Origin of the sequence: Candidatus Njordibacter sp. Uisw_058 (assembly GCF_047730065.1) — a bacterium.
In the GTDB taxonomy this organism is placed as follows: Bacteria; Pseudomonadota; Gammaproteobacteria; order Pseudomonadales; family Balneatricaceae; genus Njordibacter.
This window is the reverse complement of record NZ_CP159829.1, coordinates 2,102,824-2,118,080: the sequence shown is the minus strand read 5'-3', so window position 1 is coordinate 2,118,080 and position 15,257 is coordinate 2,102,824. Positions and strand designations below refer to the sequence as shown.

15 protein-coding genes are annotated in these 15,257 nt (G+C 45.4%); 14 read left to right on the top strand and 1 reads right to left on the bottom strand.

Going from position 1 to position 15,257, the window contains the following annotated elements; genetic code table 11:
- Window positions 1-36 precede the first annotated feature (36 nt).
- Window positions 37-1,914: a flagellin N-terminal helical domain-containing protein gene (locus ABXT59_RS09900; protein WP_443635953.1), complete on the top strand. Its 1,878-nt coding sequence runs from the start codon at window positions 37-39 to the stop codon at window positions 1,912-1,914.
- A 204-nt stretch (window positions 1,915-2,118) separates the two neighbouring features.
- Here the strand turns inward: ABXT59_RS09900 and galU are convergent, their stop codons facing one another.
- Window positions 2,119-3,003, bottom strand: coding sequence for a UTP--glucose-1-phosphate uridylyltransferase GalU (gene galU, locus ABXT59_RS09895; protein WP_443635952.1), 885 nt, complete (start codon window positions 3,001-3,003; stop codon window positions 2,119-2,121).
- A gap of 191 nt (window positions 3,004-3,194) precedes the next feature.
- Here galU and ABXT59_RS09890 point away from each other — a divergent pair, with 191 nt between their 5' ends.
- The 13 genes from ABXT59_RS09890 (at window position 3,195) to ABXT59_RS09830 (ending at window position 15,124) form a co-directional block, all read left to right on the top strand.
- Window positions 3,195-3,815 (top strand): L-threonylcarbamoyladenylate synthase, encoded by a 621-nt coding sequence (locus tag ABXT59_RS09890; protein ID WP_443638595.1) that lies wholly within the window; start codon window positions 3,195-3,197, stop codon window positions 3,813-3,815.
- 231 nt (window positions 3,816-4,046) lie between these two features.
- Window positions 4,047-5,138 (top strand): hypothetical protein, encoded by a 1,092-nt coding sequence (locus ABXT59_RS09885; RefSeq protein WP_443635951.1) that lies wholly within the window; start codon window positions 4,047-4,049, stop codon window positions 5,136-5,138.
- Window positions 5,139-5,416: 278 nt separating this feature from the next.
- On the top strand, window positions 5,417-6,499 hold the full coding sequence (gene gmd, locus ABXT59_RS09880) for a GDP-mannose 4,6-dehydratase (protein WP_443635950.1): 1,083 nt from the start codon (window positions 5,417-5,419) through the stop codon (window positions 6,497-6,499).
- On the top strand, window positions 6,496-7,035 hold the full coding sequence (locus tag ABXT59_RS09875) for a dTDP-4-dehydrorhamnose 3,5-epimerase family protein (protein ID WP_443635949.1): 540 nt from the start codon (window positions 6,496-6,498) through the stop codon (window positions 7,033-7,035). Before gmd ends, ABXT59_RS09875 begins: the two co-directional genes overlap by 4 nt.
- A 12-nt stretch (window positions 7,036-7,047) precedes the next feature.
- Window positions 7,048-7,485, top strand: a complete 438-nt coding sequence (locus ABXT59_RS09870; protein WP_443635948.1) for a hypothetical protein — start codon at window positions 7,048-7,050, stop codon at window positions 7,483-7,485.
- 2 nt (window positions 7,486-7,487) lie between these two features.
- A complete protein-coding gene (locus ABXT59_RS09865) occupies window positions 7,488-8,582 on the top strand; it encodes a DegT/DnrJ/EryC1/StrS family aminotransferase (protein ID WP_443635947.1) in 1,095 nt (364 codons plus the stop codon).
- The gene (locus ABXT59_RS09860; protein ID WP_443635946.1) at window positions 8,583-10,010 is read left to right on the top strand and encodes a mannose-1-phosphate guanylyltransferase/mannose-6-phosphate isomerase; all 1,428 of its coding nucleotides are present in this window, start codon (window positions 8,583-8,585) and stop codon (window positions 10,008-10,010) included. It abuts the gene before it with no gap.
- Window positions 9,997-10,881, top strand: a complete 885-nt coding sequence (locus ABXT59_RS09855; RefSeq protein ID WP_443635945.1) for an alpha-1,2-fucosyltransferase — start codon at window positions 9,997-9,999, stop codon at window positions 10,879-10,881. Before ABXT59_RS09860 ends, ABXT59_RS09855 begins: the two co-directional genes overlap by 14 nt.
- 34 nt (window positions 10,882-10,915) lie before the next feature.
- Window positions 10,916-11,665: a glycosyltransferase family 25 protein gene (locus ABXT59_RS09850; protein WP_443635944.1), complete on the top strand. Its 750-nt coding sequence runs from the start codon at window positions 10,916-10,918 to the stop codon at window positions 11,663-11,665.
- Complete coding sequence (locus ABXT59_RS09845; RefSeq protein WP_443635943.1) at window positions 11,665-12,396, top strand: FkbM family methyltransferase; 732 nt, start codon at window positions 11,665-11,667, stop codon at window positions 12,394-12,396. Before ABXT59_RS09850 ends, ABXT59_RS09845 begins: the two co-directional genes overlap by 1 nt.
- A 29-nt stretch (window positions 12,397-12,425) precedes the next feature.
- Window positions 12,426-12,983: an acyltransferase gene (locus ABXT59_RS09840; RefSeq protein WP_443635942.1), complete on the top strand. Its 558-nt coding sequence runs from the start codon at window positions 12,426-12,428 to the stop codon at window positions 12,981-12,983.
- Window positions 12,984-12,992: 9 nt separating this feature from the next.
- Complete coding sequence (locus ABXT59_RS09835; RefSeq protein WP_443635941.1) at window positions 12,993-13,868, top strand: hypothetical protein; 876 nt, start codon at window positions 12,993-12,995, stop codon at window positions 13,866-13,868.
- Window positions 13,865-15,124 (top strand): O-antigen ligase family protein, encoded by a 1,260-nt coding sequence (locus ABXT59_RS09830; RefSeq protein WP_443635940.1) that lies wholly within the window; start codon window positions 13,865-13,867, stop codon window positions 15,122-15,124. Before ABXT59_RS09835 ends, ABXT59_RS09830 begins: the two co-directional genes overlap by 4 nt.
- The last annotated feature ends 133 nt before the right edge of the window (window positions 15,125-15,257 follow it).

Sequence of the window (15,257 nt, the reverse complement as noted above, 5' to 3'; positions counted from 1 at the left end):
GCCCTCGTAGAGGGGCAAAAGAAAGGAGTAGTTAACATGGCTATGGTCATTAACACAAATACGGCGTCATTAACGACGCAGAGACATTTATCAAGTTCGCGCAATGACATGGAAGTGTCAATGGAGCGCATGTCCTCGGGCAGTCGGGTCAATTCCTCTATGGACGATGCTGCAGGCTTGGCCATTGGTAATCGTATGACATCGCAGGTTGAAGGCTTAAACCAGGCTGTTCGTAACGCCAACGATGGAATATCACTCGCACAAACGGCTGAGGGTGCGCTGCAATCAAGTTCTAATATATTGCAACGTATTCGCGTATTAGCGGTGCAGGCGGCCAACGATACTTATTCAGCAATGGACCGAAAAGCGCTCAACAATGAAATTGTGCAGCTTAAAGAAGAGCTTAACCGTGGTGTGAACCAGGCCTCATTTAACGGCAAAAAAATATTAGATGGTACCAATGAGAGCTTTACCTTTCAGGTAGGCCACAAGAGTGGCGATAATGTGGTAGTGAACCTTGGTGACATGAGAGGTAGTAAAATTGGCACCCAAAGTTGGAACACTAAAACGCAGACGGCGGTTACAGCTGTGCCCGCAACGGCTACGATGACTATTTCTGGTGCAGTAAAGACAAATGATACGATGACCATGACAGTGAGCGGTCAGGCTTTCGCCCACACGTTTACTGCTAACGCTGATGAAACTGTCAGCGCTAGGGCGTATGTGGTTGCATGGAATAACAGCGCTACCGCAGGTGTGGCAGCTTATACTGCTAGTAATGTAGGTGGTGTGATAACCATAACACAAGACACAGCAACTACAGGAGCTCTAACTGCTGCAGGTTCTGTGGCACAAGTTGGTGGTAGTAGTACTATTGCGGTAGCTACAGCTGCAGATGCAGGAACGACTGGCATAGCCGGCGTAGCTGCGACTGCGTTAGTGACTGTGCCATCGACCGTTGCGGCAGTGACGGCGGTTGCAGCTGTTCCGGCAACGGCTGTCATGACTATTTCTGGCGCTGCAATCAAGGCAACAGATACGATCACTATGACAGCTGGTTCGGCGACTTTCGCCCATACATTTACCACTGACGGCCAGACTCTCACAGCAAACATTGCTGAATATGTAGCAGCATGGAATGCCAGTGATGACGCTGACGTATCACTTTATACTGCTAGTAATGTAGCCGGTGTGATTACCATAACGGAAGACACAGCTACAACAGGTAATCTAACCGTTGCTGGAGCCGTTCTCCAAACAGGCGTTAGTAGTGATATTCTCGTAGCTTCAGCTGCAGCTGCAGGAACGCTTGGCGTCGCTGGCGTCGCTGAACAAGAAAGTTACGACTACAGCGGCATTACCTTGGTTTCTGGAGATCGCGTGAGTTTAACCATCGGTACTAAAACCTACACCCAAGAGTTTACTACAAACCAAGCGACCACGTTGAACGCCTTAGGTGCTTTAGTGGTCAATGGCAATGCCAGTTATGTTAGCAAAACGGTGGATGCTTCTGGGAAATTAGTCTTCACAGGCGCTGCTGAGGGAACCGCCTTAGCTGCGGCGACTGCAGCAGTGCAAACATCATCGGTGTCTGCAGCCAATAGTGTGGATGATATTCTTGTTACTGACGTCGCCAGCGCCAAAGCGGCCCTTGCGGTGGTCGATAGCGCGCTAGAAATGATGTCTGACTTCCGCGCAGTACTGGGTGCTTCATCTAACCGTATGTTCATTACCGTAGATAACCTTATGAGTATGTCAGAAAACACTGCTGCAGCCCGATCACGCATTGTTGATGCAGATTTTGCTGCGGAATCGGCCAACTTAGCGAAGAGCCAAGTGTTACAGCAAGCAGGCACCGCCATGCTTTCTCAGGCCAACGCTTCAACTCAAGATATCTTAAGCTTGTTGAAGTAAGGTCACTAACCCAATGAGTTGTGCGTTGCTAGCCTAGGATCAACCCCAGCTAGCAACCTCGACCGACCCCTTTCTTGAAGTACCCTATTACCCCTAGCTACTAACGCTAGGGGATTTTTTTGTGTCATTAAAAACTAACATAGTCTGCATCACAAATGCGCTCAGCTACGAAAACCTTGTAACTCAATATGTTGAGATCAAAGTTTAAACTTTCAAACCACGCAAAAACTCAGCAAACTCTTTCCCAATACCATCGTGCCTGAGGGCATGCTCCACATAAGCCATGGCTAAGCCCAATTTATCTCCGCAATCAAAGGTGCGGTCGGCAATATGGTAGGCCTCAATGGCACCGCCTGCGGTTAAATAAGCAGCAATGGCATCGGTGAGTTGAATTTCATTGCCTACCCCAGGTAAAGTTGCCGCCAACTGCTTCCACACATTTCTGTGCAACACGTAACGCCCAGTAATGGCTAAATTACTAGGTGCGTCTGCTAAAGCTGGTTTTTCCACTAAAGCTTGAATACGGGCGAACTGCCCACTAGTCAGGCCATTGCCATGCACATCCACCACCCCAAAATTAGAGACCTGTTCCTTGGGCACAGGGTTAACCATAATTTGACAGGCGGCATTTTCGTTAAAGCGCTGCACCATGGCGGCTAAATTATCTTGGGCAGGGTTCGAGTTTAGGTCATCAACCAACACATCGGGGAGCACCACCACAAAGTCATCGTCGCCGATCACTGGTTTAGCACTCAAAATAGCATGGCCCAAACCCAAGGCTTTACCTTGGCGAATGTGCATGATGTTTACCCCTGGGGGAGTGATGGAGCGGACCTCATCCAATAACTGACGCTTCACCCGTGTTTCTAGGGTAGATTCCAGCTCGAACTGAGTGTCAAAATGATTCTCAATGGAATTTTTACTGCCATGGGTCACCAGTACAATGTCCTTAATACCCGCCGCTGCAATTTCATTCACGATGTACTGAATCATGGGTTTGTCCACGATGGGTAGCATTTCCTTAGGAATGGCCTTAGTGGCGGGTAACATACGGGTACCCAAACCTGCTACAGGTATAATCGCTTTCATAATTCCCTTATAGCGCATACGCTATTATTGTCTTTTAACTTATCTAGTTTTAACCAGTGCTACCGTTAACCAAAGGGCACAATCTAAAACCACCCCATGCCCATAAACCTATATTAGACATATTCAACGGTGAGTTTAACCACTACAATGGTCTCTGCCAACATAAATAGATGCCTAATCCCACAGACCCTATGAGCCAATTCTTTCAAATTCATGCACAATCTCCCCAACCTCGCCTGGTTAAACAGGCCGCCGAAATTATTCAAAAAGGCGGTGTAGTCGCGTACCCCACAGATTGCGCCTACGCCATTGCGTGCCACCTAGGTGACAAAAAAGCTGTAGACCGCCTTAAGCAAATACGCCAACTTGACGAAAAGCACCACCTTACCCTGGTATGTGAAGACCTGAGCCAAATCGCCACCTATGCCAAGGTGGATAACGAAGCCTATCGCATTCTAAAATCCCACACTCCTGGGGCTTACACCTTTATCTTAAAGGCCAGTAAAGAAGTGCCTAAAAAACTCCTGCACCCTAAAAAGAAAACCATCGGCCTGCGGGTGCCAGACAATGCCATTGCCATAGCGCTGTTAAAGGAATTGGGTGAGCCCATGCTAAGTAGCTCGTTAATACTACCCAATGAAGACGTGCCCTTAACTGATCCTTACGATATCAGGCAAACCTTAGAGCATAGCCTAGACTTGATCATCGATGGTGGTTACTGCGGCATGGAAGTCACCTCACTAGTGAGCTTACTCGACGGTGAAGTTGAAGTGCTGCGCCGAGGCATGGGCGATACGAGTGCCTTTGAATAATGTCCCACGGCTGATTTAACTGTACATCGTTAAAACACTGCATTTAACCAATGTCTATCTCTTTGCATCCATGGAAAAATTAGCACTCATTTAAAAACCTATATTTCACATATTTTTTACGGTAATAAGTATTGAGTGAGTTTGGCTAAGTGATGAATCAATCATTTTTCGTGTTATTTGCCTTTGCCGATGTTAACATTGTCGATAATTAATTCCACACGTGTTCAATTTATGTCGATCACAGCTGAACTTTGGCAAGCCAACCTCATCGCTTTGGTGAGTGCGTTTTTGGCGATTAAAGTGCTGCGGCCCATTGCCATCTATTTTAACCTAGTCGATATTCCAACTGACCGCAAACAGCACGTGGGCTACATTCCACTGATCGGTGGTTTATCCATCTATGTTGGCGTGTTAGTCGCCATACTCGCCGTTTACCCTATTCACGATAAACTTTTTTACTTGTTGGCCTCAGCCTCTCTCATTTTAGTGGCAGGGCTAGTGGATGACCTGAAGCAACTTGGTGTGTGGGTGCGTATCCTCATTCAAACCATTGCCTGCATCATTATGGTCAAAGGCACGGGGGTTTATGTTGAATCCTTGGGTGATTTGTTTGGCATGGGCGAAATACACCTAGGCCAGTGGGGTATTCCGTTCACCATATTTGCTGTCATTGGCTTAGTTAACGCGGTTAACATGAGCGATGGCATTGATGGACTCACAGGGTCCTTGGCGCTGGTCGCCATTATTGGTGTGTTTGTGTTTGAGAGTGTGAGTGGTAACTACCGCTTATTGGATTTTTTATTAGTGATGGCAGCAGCCCTTGTGCCCTACTTGCTCACCAACCTGTCTATTATCAGCGACCGTAAAATATTTCTAGGAGATGCAGGCAGCATGTTTATTGGCTTTATTTTGGCATGGGTGTTAATTGAGCTCAGTCAAGGAGGCCCCTCTGGTGTAAATAAAGCCATGCAGCCCGTGAACGTGCTCTGGTGCGTGGCTTTTATTGTGATAGATACATTGGTGGTCATTATAAAGCGTTTAAGAGCGGGCAGATCGCCCTTTCATGCAGACCGAGCCCACTTACATCATATGCTGCAAGAGTTAGGGTTAGGCCCGCGGCAAACCTTGTTGGCTATGATCATGATTTCATTGCTGATGGTGGCCCTTGGTGGATTGATGCAACTGATTTGGCCTTCTGCCAGCGCTGGAGTGTTTGTGCTAATCACTGTAGGCTATCTCTTTTGGGTAAAACGTCAAGGTTGGAGTATTGCGCCTAAAGTTACGGACGACGGAAGCCAGAAGGTGCCTCGTGACCTCACCTAACAGGTTGCTATTGCAGGTGAAGCCTCTCCAAGAAATGTGCCCCTTAGAAAATCTAGAGCGCTAACTGGCAGAGTGCTATTGCCCCAAAATACGAGTAGAAAAACTCAGACCTGGTAAATGCATTCGGGGAAAGACGCTTTTCAAAAAATAACAAAACGCGCCCAAAGTCTTTGGGGTGCGATAAATACCCTTATCAAACACCAAAACAGAAGTTTTTCTATGAGGTCTATTGTTTAATTTGGTATCATTAGCTTTTTAGAAGACTTGTGCCACACTAAATGAAAAAAGTTGCCCTTATAACCGGCGTCACCGGTCAAGACGGTGCCTACCTTGCAGAATTCCTTTTGCAAAAAGGCTACATTGTTCATGGCGTTAAACGCCGCTCCTCTCTCTTTAATACAGCTCGTATCGATCGTCTGATTGAGGCGGCTGCCCATGGTGAATGTGAATTTCATTTTCACCATGGCGATATGACTGATTCTTCGAGTCTTTTCCGCATTGTTCAAAAAACGCAGCCTGATGAAATCTACAATTTGGCGGCCCAGTCTCACGTGGCGGTTTCTTTTGAAGAGCCTGAATACACGGCCAATGCCGATGGCACAGGTGTGCTGCGCATACTGGAGGCGATTCGGAGTTTGGGTTTAGAAAACAAAACACGCTTTTATCAAGCCTCTACGTCTGAACTGTTTGGCAAGGTGCAGGAAGTGCCACAAACTGAAAAAACACCGTTTTATCCTCGTAGCCCTTATGCGGTGGCAAAGATGTATGCCTATTGGATTACGGTAAACTACCGTGAAGCTTATGGTATTTATGCCTGTAACGGTATTTTGTTTAACCATGAATCGCCATTGCGTGGTGAAACTTTCGTGACCCGAAAGATTACCCGTGCCTTAGCCCGTATTAGCCTAGGCACGCAAGACTGTTTGTTCTTGGGTAACATGGACGCCAAACGTGATTGGGGCCATGCAAAAGACTATGTGCGAATACAGTGGCTCATGTTGCAGCAAGAAGAGGCCGATGACTTTGTGATTGCCACAGGCGAACAACACAGCGTGCGAGAGTTTGTAGAAATTGGCTGTAAAAAGTTAGGCATGAGTGTGACGTGGCAAGGCACTGGGGTTGATGAAAAGGGCTATGATGCTAATGGCCAATGCATCGTTGCCGTAGATCCACAGTATTTTCGCCCTACGGAAGTGGACACGCTACTGGGTGATGCTAGCAAAGCGAAGCAGCTGTTAAGCTGGGAGCCAGAGATTACGTTTGATGAGCTGGTTATAGAAATGATTGAGTACGACTTGGCAGAAGCCAAAAACGAACAGATTACTGGAGCGCTGCCACGCATGGTAAGCGAACTCATATGAGTTTTGGCTTTGAGTTATTAGAATCAAAGAACGTCTCAGGCGTTTATGCAGTGACGCCTTCAATAGCTACCGATGAGCGTGGTGATATTTGGACCTCGTTCTTAAAGGATGATCTAGAAGCATTACTGCCTAAGGGTGTGGCTTTTAAACACGATAAATTTTCCCAATCTCATCACAATGTGCTCAGGGGTATTCATGGTGACTCCAAATCATGGAAGTTAGTGACCTGCGTGTTTGGCGAAATTACTCAGGTGGTGGTGGATTTACGCAAGGGTTCGCCCACCTATTTAAATTGGCAAAGTTATAAAATCAACAAAGCCCAGCAAAAACTGGTGCTCATACCGCCAGGTTGTGGTAATGCCTACTATGTTAGCAGTGAGTTGGCAGTGTATCATTACAAATTAGCTTATGATGGAGACTATATCGATGCGGCAGAACAATTTTCTGTGCGATGGGATGACCCTTCGATTGCGATAGATTGGCCAGTGACAGAGCCTGTTTTGTCTGGGCGTGACTTAAAAGCACCTTTTGTTTAATTGATTGCATCAATGAGTAACGACGTTTTATATAAAGAGAATATGATGATTAAAGAATACAAAGATGACGAGCAATTATTAGCGCGCCACATACCTGCTGCAGAAGCTTGGAAAGATGGGCTTAACTTTTTTTCTCAAGATCAGGAATACGTGCAAGTAGGCAGTTGGGGTTATGACAAAGGTACCGCATTAAAGCCCCATGTGCATAATCATGTGCCACGTGAAGTTATGGTAACTCAGGAAGTGCTCTATGTGCGCTGCGGAGCTATAAAGGCACGTATATTTGGCCTGCAAGATCAGCCAGTGGCAGAATTTAATGCCAGTGAAGGTGATGTGGTAATCCTACTTCGCGGTGGCCATGGTTATGACATTATTGAGGATGGCACTCAGGTATTGGAAATTAAAAATGGCCCGTATTTAGGTGCTGAAGTTGACAGAAGACGGATCTGATTGTGGCCAAAGAATTTATTATGCAAATGCGTCCTTGGTTTGGCGCAGAAGAAAAACAGGCCCTGATGGCCTATATGGATGAGGATGGTTTTTTAACTGAGTTTAAAAAGACAGAAGCCTTTGAGAAAAGCATTGCTCAGTTCACTGGGGCTAAACATTGTGTGGTGGTGAACAATGGCACTATTAGCTTAACCCTAGCCGCGATGGCAGTTGGCGTTGAAACCGGTGACGAGGTGATTGTGCCTAACTACACCATGGTCGCCAGCCCTAACTCCCTAAAGATGTTTGGTGCAGTGCCAGTGTTTGTGGACGTTGAGCCAGACACTCTATGCTTGGATATTGTCTTGGTCGAAAAGGCCATTACGGCCAAAACCAAAGCAATTATGTTGGTGGCTGCTAATGGACGTGCGCCAAGGGCAGGTATCGAGGCTTTTCAAAAACTTTGTGATGAGCGTGGTCTTCTGCTGATTGAAGATGCTGCTCAAGGCTTAGGCAGCTACTACCCAGATGGCGCCCATACAGGCACTAAAGGTTTAGTAGGCAGTTTTTCTTTTTCTGCTCCGAAGATTATATCTACGGGCCAAGGTGGCGCATTGGTCACTAATGATGATGGTGTCGCAGAAAGGTTAAAGCGCTTGAAAGATTTTGGCCGGGCCGGCGGTGGCAATGACATTCATGACAGCTTGGGTTTTAACTTCAAGTTCACTGAGCTACAAGCGGTGGTGGGTTTGTGCCAAATGGATAAGTTAGCAGACCGGGTTGTGCGCAAAAAACAAATCTGGCAGCAGTATGCGGATCAGTTGGCTAACTGCCCGCAGGTAAAGCTGTTTGCCCACGACTTAAAGATTACCACGCCTTGGTTTATTGATGCCTTGGTTGAAAAAAGAGAAGCTTTAGGAGCCTACCTAAAGACCGAATTGATTGGCACTCGGGTGATGTACCCCCCGATTACACAACAAAAGGTTTATGATCTTGCCGGCAGTTTTCCCATCGCTGAAAATATTGGTAAAAATGGCTTGTGGCTGCCCTCGTCTAATCAATTAACAGATGCTGATATTACCCGTATATGTGATGTGGTGAAGGACTTCTACGCTTAAATGATTATTTTAAAATCGCCTTTGGTTTTTGCTCCGGTGGTCATGTCTGGGGGGGTGGGTAGCCGCTTGTGGCCTTTGTCTCGAGCATCCTACGCTAAGCAGTATCAAGTGTTGGTGGACAACAATCACGAGCACACCATGTTGCAACAGACGTTTGCGCGGTTGCGTGGGCTAGACCAAGTCAATAGTCAGCTTATTTGTAATCAGGATCACCGGTTTTTGGCAGCAGAACAGTTGCGTAGCCTGGGCCAAGACGCCGATGTCATATTAGAGCCTATGGGCCGTAATACTGCTCCTGCAGTCATTATAGCCGCCTTGCGTTTACAGCAGATGGATATAGACGAGCCCATGTTGGTGCTGTCTGCCGATCACGATATTGTTGATGTGCCAGCCTTTCATGCCGCTTTAAGTTCAGCTCATGCATTAGCTGTTGCAGGGTTTATAGTCACTTTGGGCATTACGCCTAGCTTTGCTTGCACAGGCTATGGCTATATTCATTGTGGTGATACTGTGCTGAATGGCTTTGGTGTAGAGAAATTCGTCGAAAAGCCCAATGTAGCTGTGGCCCAAGCTTACTTAGATTCAGGTGACTATTTGTGGAACAGTGGCATGTTCATCGTCAAGCCAAGTGTCTTGCTGGCAGAAGCTTTAGCCCTGTGTCCGGCATTGCTTGAACAGTGCCAAAATGCCCTCAATGGGTCTGCCAAAGATTTAGATTTTATTCGTTTGTCCGTTGCTGAATTTGAACAGTGCGAAAGTATATCCATAGACTATGCCATTATGGAGAAGACCCAAAAAGCAGTGGTTGTGCCGGTGGCTTGCGGATGGAGTGATGTGGGTGATTTGCAGTCTCTTTGGCAAGCTAATGCGAAGGACGAATGCGGCAATGTCAAACAAGGTGATGTGGTGGCCATGGATAGCCACAACTGTTTGCTTAAAGCTGATAGCCGTTTGCTTGCTGTGTTGGGTATGGAAGACATTGCCATTATTGAGACTAAAGATGCAGTGCTAGTAGCGAAACTTAACCAAGCGCAGCAGGTCAAAGAGCTAGTGGCCAAATTAGCTGGGCGAAACGAATTGAGTCATCAACGAGAGGTATATCGCCCGTGGGGTAGTTATGACAGTGTTGATAGTGGACCTAACTACCAAGTAAAGCGCATCAGTGTTAAACCTGGGGCACGATTAAGCCTGCAGCGGCATCAATTTCGAGCTGAACATTGGGTCGTCGTGCAAGGCGAGGCTAAGGTGCATGTGGATGGAGAAGATTATCTGCTTAATGCCAACGACTCCATTTACATCCCCAAGGGTTCAGTGCACTGTTTAGCCAATGAAACTCATGAGCCACTGCACTTGGTTGAAGTACAATCGGGTAGTTATTTGGGAGAGGATGACATTGAGCGTTTAGAGGATGTTTATGGGCGGCATTAAACATGCTGTGTACGTACGTTTGTTGGGTGGTTTGGGTAACCAGCTGTTTCAATATGCAATGGGCAGAGCGCTTGCAGATGCCAGACAGGTGGAATTGGTTCTGGACCCACGCTTTATATTACGTAAGGGCTGCATCTCTGGGTTGGCTATCGATGAATTCGCCATCAGAGCCCGTTATTTAACTGATACAGAAGCCGCTCATTTTAAAGAGCCCATATGGAAGTTAAGTCGCGCGTTAAGGCGCCAAATTAATCCTTGGCTGGGTTATTATCACGAGACTGTGCATAGTTTTGATACTGCAGCACTAGCCCAGAGCCTCGAAGTAATGTTGTCTGGCTTTTGGCAATCTGAACGCTATTTTTCCAACTATGGACACCAGTTGCGAACTGACTTAGTACTTAAGAGTCGAATGCCTTCAGCCGCCGTAAAACTGGCTACGCAGATGGCTAGCAGCCCCAGTGTGGCCATGCACGTGAGGCGAGGCGATTATTTAACTGACCCTAAAGCGCTAGTTAAACACGGGGTAACCAGTGCACACTATTATCAAACGGCGCTGCAGTTGATGATTAAAAAATTAGGCAATTTTGATCTGTATGTGTTTTCAGATGACCCCGATTGGGTGCGAGCCAACATCCAGCATCCCAAAATTATTTTTGTGTCGGACTTTGGTTTTTCTGCCGAGCAAGACCTTTGGCTCATTAGCGCATGCCAGCACCAAATTATTGCCAACAGTTCCTTTAGTTGGTGGGGAGCATATTTGAATGATTATGACAGTAAGATTATTGTTGCACCCCAACCTTGGTTTGATGCCAAGCATATGGCACAACAAGATATTATCCCTGCTGATTGGAACACCTTAGCCAAATCGTAGAGGGTACCTTGATGATTATAAAGATGACCTGTTGATGAAAATGCAAACCTATGTAATCAACCTAGATCGTTCTGCCGATCGCTGGCAGCGCATCCATCGCCACTTGTCTGACTTGGGGGTTGCGCACCAGCGTGTTGACGCTATTGATGCTCAGGCCCACAGTTTGGATGATTCAGGATATAATCCCACGCGTAATATGGCTGAATATTTTTTGCCACTAAAGAGCGCTGAAGTGGCCTGTTACATGTCCCATTTAAAGGCATTAAAGCAACTTTTGGCAGATCCTTCCGTTCAGTACGGGTTGGTTTTGGAAGACGATGTAGAGCTGTTAGAGGCGTCGAAGGGTATGGAGTCCATCGCTAACTGGTTGGGCTGTAAAAATGCGGGGGTTGTAAAGCTCTATAGCAAGCGGCATGTCTTCGGCAGCCAAGTAGGGCACTTATCTAACGCCACCATTTTGAAGCCTTGGCGTATCCCTCTTGGCTTTCAAGCGCAGCTTTGGAATCGTTTAGCCGCACAAGAATTTGTTAATAAATGTGCAAGTTTCTATCAGCCGATTGATGTTGAGTTTCAGTTTAACTGGCGATATGATTTTTCTGTGTATCTAGTTGATGAAAATAAGGTGCGTGAGTTGAGCGCTCAAGTAGGCGGTTCTACCATTAGCCCAAGCAAAAATAAATTAGGCTGGGCTAAGCTAAGGTTAGAAGTGGTTCGGCCATGGTTTAGATTTAAATTATTATTAAAAGCGATTCGGTATAAGTTGACAGTGTTCAGGAATAGTTGATGAAATTGAGATTACATTTGGCCCGGTTAAGCCTTCTGAGGTGGGGCATTACGGCAACGCCATTGCGAGAGGGCGAATACGATACTGAAATTGAAGGAACGCCCATTAGGCTGAGCCATTCAGGTTTTAATATCAAGTGGTTAGAGCAACTAAATATAGTGCCTAAAGTGGTATTAGAACTTGGATCTTTTGATGGTGGAGATGCGTTGCGTTTTGCCCGTGCTTTTCCTAATGCCCGCATCGTTACCGTTGAGGCAGACCCCGTGCGAGTTGAAGTAGTAATTAAAAACATAGCCCACACCCATGCTGAAGTGGTGAATAACGCCGTTTGTTTAAAGGATGGACCCATAGACTGGTACACCTCAAAAATTGATGGCAAGGTGGATGGTCAAGGGTCTTTGTATCAACATAGTGACGAATACAAAGAAAAATTCCCTCATATTATTCAAAACGACAAATGTGTGAGAGTGAATGGTCTGAGCTTTGAAAACCTGTGTGACGCCAATAACATAAGCAATATTGACTTCATGCACATGGACATAGAAGGTGCTGAGTATGATGCCCTATTAAGTATGGGACGACACCGACCGAAGCTGATTTTTATGGAAATGCTGCCCAATTATTTTGAGAAGGTGAAAGGTGGTAAAGTCATTGAAAAACTACTGGAAAGCTTTGGCTACACCTTGGTGGCGAGGTTATCTCAAGATAGGCTCTACATTCATAAACTCTGAATCACTAAATATGCATAACTGAGAAGACCGTGACTGATAATATATTTTTTAATAGGGCGGACCTAAAACATTGTGGTAGCAATGTTATTATTGGTAAAACGGCTAGAATCCGCTATCCAGAATTGGTTTCGATTGGTGATAACGTCATCATAGATGACTTTACCTATATTTCGACACAGTTAGAGGTGTCATCTTTTGTACACATCTCATCAGGCTGTTCGATCATCGGTGGGCGTAACGCAATAGTATCTTTTGGCCACTTTAGTACTTTAGCACCTAATGTGGTGCTGGCTGCTGGCAGTGATGACTATATCGCTGGCCTTGCAACTCCCATGGTAGCTGAAGAATTTAAGGGTGACGTAGAGATTGGTAGTATACATATAGGTGATCATTGCATTGTGGGGGCCAACTCCACCATTTTACCTAATGTAACCTTAGCCACTGGCGCCAGCGTAGGCGCCAATTGTTTAGTTAAGCACGACTTAGAAGGGTGGGGCTTGTATGCAGGCGCCCCGGTTCGCCGAATCAAACAGCGAAATGCTGAAAGAATTTTGGCACTAGAAAAACAATTTAGAAACAGTAAATAAACGGCGCCCATGCTTGAACATAGTGAAGAAATTAAAGTAGGTATATTACCCCACGAACTTAGATACCAAGTAAAGTTAGGTGGTGTGCCGCTTAAATCATTAGATTGGCCAGGGCAGGTTGCCCCAACAAGCGGCACCATAGGCGATTTAGCGGTCGGAGACCACGTGGTGGTTTATCCATCGTCTAAGCGTTTATTGCGCAGCTTTGGGCCTATCAAGTGCAAAGTTGACTTGCTCATGTCTGAACCGTTAATCATCCATGGTAAGTACTATAAAAATATTTGGTTGTTGCGTCACAAATTCAATTACATTCTATGCCGTCATCAGCATTATGCAGCTAGGTACGCCAATGTGATTCAGTTTACTGTGGTTGAATCTTGGATAGACGGTAACCAATTACCGTGGCCACCAGTAAAAAAATACAATTGTTCGCTCATCGCTTCTGAAAAAACAGACCTAGTAGGGCAAAAGTTGCGCCACACAGTGGTTGACTGGATCAGTAGTGTTCAAGCAGACGTTCATGTCATGGGCAGAGGCTACCAGCCCTTTGAGTTAAAACAAGATGGTTTGTTGCACTACCATTATTCCGTAGTGATTGAAAATGTTCCAGAACCTGATTGCTTTACTGAAAAGCTATTAGATTGTATGTTATGTGGCACTTTACCTATATATTTCGGACCCAAAAATATCGGTCATTATTTTAATTTACAAGGTATGATCTGCTGCCAATCTTTAGCCGATTTTCAGGCAGCAATAATAACTACTGCTAATCCACCCAACGAAATTCAGCGAATAGCTATGGCAGAAAATAGGCAAGCAGCATTGATTTATAGCAACTTTCAGCAGCGAATCGTTGACGCAATTCGACACAAGGACAATGAGTGATAAAGTTAAACATGGGTGTGGCAACTTCTAAAAATGTACAGGGGGCTTTTTTTTGGCTGGTGTCTATTTTAGCATTTATAGTTCCTTCAACAAGTATAAACTCATCCGATGTGTTTTACCTTGGTTCGGCTGGTTTAATTCTTTTAGGTGTGCTTGCCCTTTTCGTGAACACAGACCCAAGGCCTTTAACTAAGTTAGAAAAGTTGATGATCTTAACTTGGTTACTTTATCCGCTTGTAACAGCCTTGGATTTTTGGTTCAGAACGGGTTGGAACTGGAGTCAGTTCCAAGAGCCCAGCCGGTTTTTGTTAGCGTTACCTATATTCTTGATGGTCAGGCGCTTTGGACTATCACGGGGGGCGATGAAGTGGGGAGTTTTTGTAGGCGCCGTTGTTGCAGGCTTGTGGGCATTTTACCAAAATCAGTATCTTGGTATTACCCGCGCTTTTGGAGGGACTTCTTCTAATGTGCATGTGTTTGGTGACATTAGCTTGTTACTGGGGTTTATGTCAGTAGCGCTGTTCCAGCCTGATTGGAGCAAAGATTGGCGCTGGGGGTGTTTAGTGTTGGTTTCTCTTTCGTTAGGAGTTTTTGGTTCTTTAGCTTCTGGAACTAAAGGTGGATGGATTTCTGCGCCTATATTTTGCTGGGTGATGGTTGATTTGGTTCGTCACCCAACATATGCCAAACGTTTAATGGTACTAGGTATTACTGCTGCAAGTGCCATTCTCATATGGAAGTTTTCCCCTTTTATTCAAGCACGGGTAGGCAATATACCTCTTGCAATTGCTACATATTTTGAAACTGGTCAAGTTACTGATGGCTCAGCAAGCATCCGTTTGGCTTTATGGCATACTGCAACTTTAATATTCACCAATAATCCATTTTTTGGAACTGGTATTAACACTTTTCATACTGCCAAGTTGCCATATCTTGATGCAAATCTTGTGCCCTCAGTGATTGGTAGCTATGACCCCCACAGTCAATTTTTCAATGCTCTGTATGAATTAGGAATATTTGGACCGATAACTATATTTGCTATTTACGGAGTGTTTATTTTGTACTGTCGGCAATTTTTGCTTCAAAACAAAGCTTTTTCTACTGCTGGAATACTTTTGGCCTTAGGTTTTATCGACTTCGGACTGGTCGAGGTGATATGGAATATTAATAATGCTGGGGTATTCTTCACTATAATGATGGTCTTGATCACAGGACAACTGTCACATGAGGCTAATACAAGATCAATAGATTACTAGTTGGCCCTGAGTAATATTAACAATTACTGGTGTGACTAAGTCACTAACGGTTCTACTTAAAAGGTTGGTATCACTATAAAGTAATTTGAACATCTGGCGAGCGGCACACTAGCTATTATTTTTGCACAAGCTT

Coding starts and splice junctions, on each gene's coding strand:
- ABXT59_RS09900 (WP_443635953.1), top strand. CDS start 37: ATGGCTATGGTCATTAACACAAATACGGCGTCATTAACGACGCAGAGA.
- galU (WP_443635952.1), bottom strand. CDS start 3,003: ATGAAAGCGATTATACCTGTAGCAGGTTTGGGTACCCGTATGTTACCC.
- ABXT59_RS09890 (WP_443638595.1), top strand. CDS start 3,195: ATGAGCCAATTCTTTCAAATTCATGCACAATCTCCCCAACCTCGCCTG.
- ABXT59_RS09885 (WP_443635951.1), top strand. CDS start 4,047: ATGTCGATCACAGCTGAACTTTGGCAAGCCAACCTCATCGCTTTGGTG.
- gmd (WP_443635950.1), top strand. CDS start 5,417: ATGAAAAAAGTTGCCCTTATAACCGGCGTCACCGGTCAAGACGGTGCC.
- ABXT59_RS09875 (WP_443635949.1), top strand. CDS start 6,496: ATGAGTTTTGGCTTTGAGTTATTAGAATCAAAGAACGTCTCAGGCGTT.
- ABXT59_RS09870 (WP_443635948.1), top strand. CDS start 7,048: ATGAGTAACGACGTTTTATATAAAGAGAATATGATGATTAAAGAATAC.
- ABXT59_RS09860 (WP_443635946.1), top strand. CDS start 8,583: ATGATTATTTTAAAATCGCCTTTGGTTTTTGCTCCGGTGGTCATGTCT.
- ABXT59_RS09855 (WP_443635945.1), top strand. CDS start 9,997: ATGGGCGGCATTAAACATGCTGTGTACGTACGTTTGTTGGGTGGTTTG.
- ABXT59_RS09850 (WP_443635944.1), top strand. CDS start 10,916: ATGAAAATGCAAACCTATGTAATCAACCTAGATCGTTCTGCCGATCGC.
- ABXT59_RS09845 (WP_443635943.1), top strand. CDS start 11,665: ATGAAATTGAGATTACATTTGGCCCGGTTAAGCCTTCTGAGGTGGGGC.
- ABXT59_RS09835 (WP_443635941.1), top strand. CDS start 12,993: ATGCTTGAACATAGTGAAGAAATTAAAGTAGGTATATTACCCCACGAA.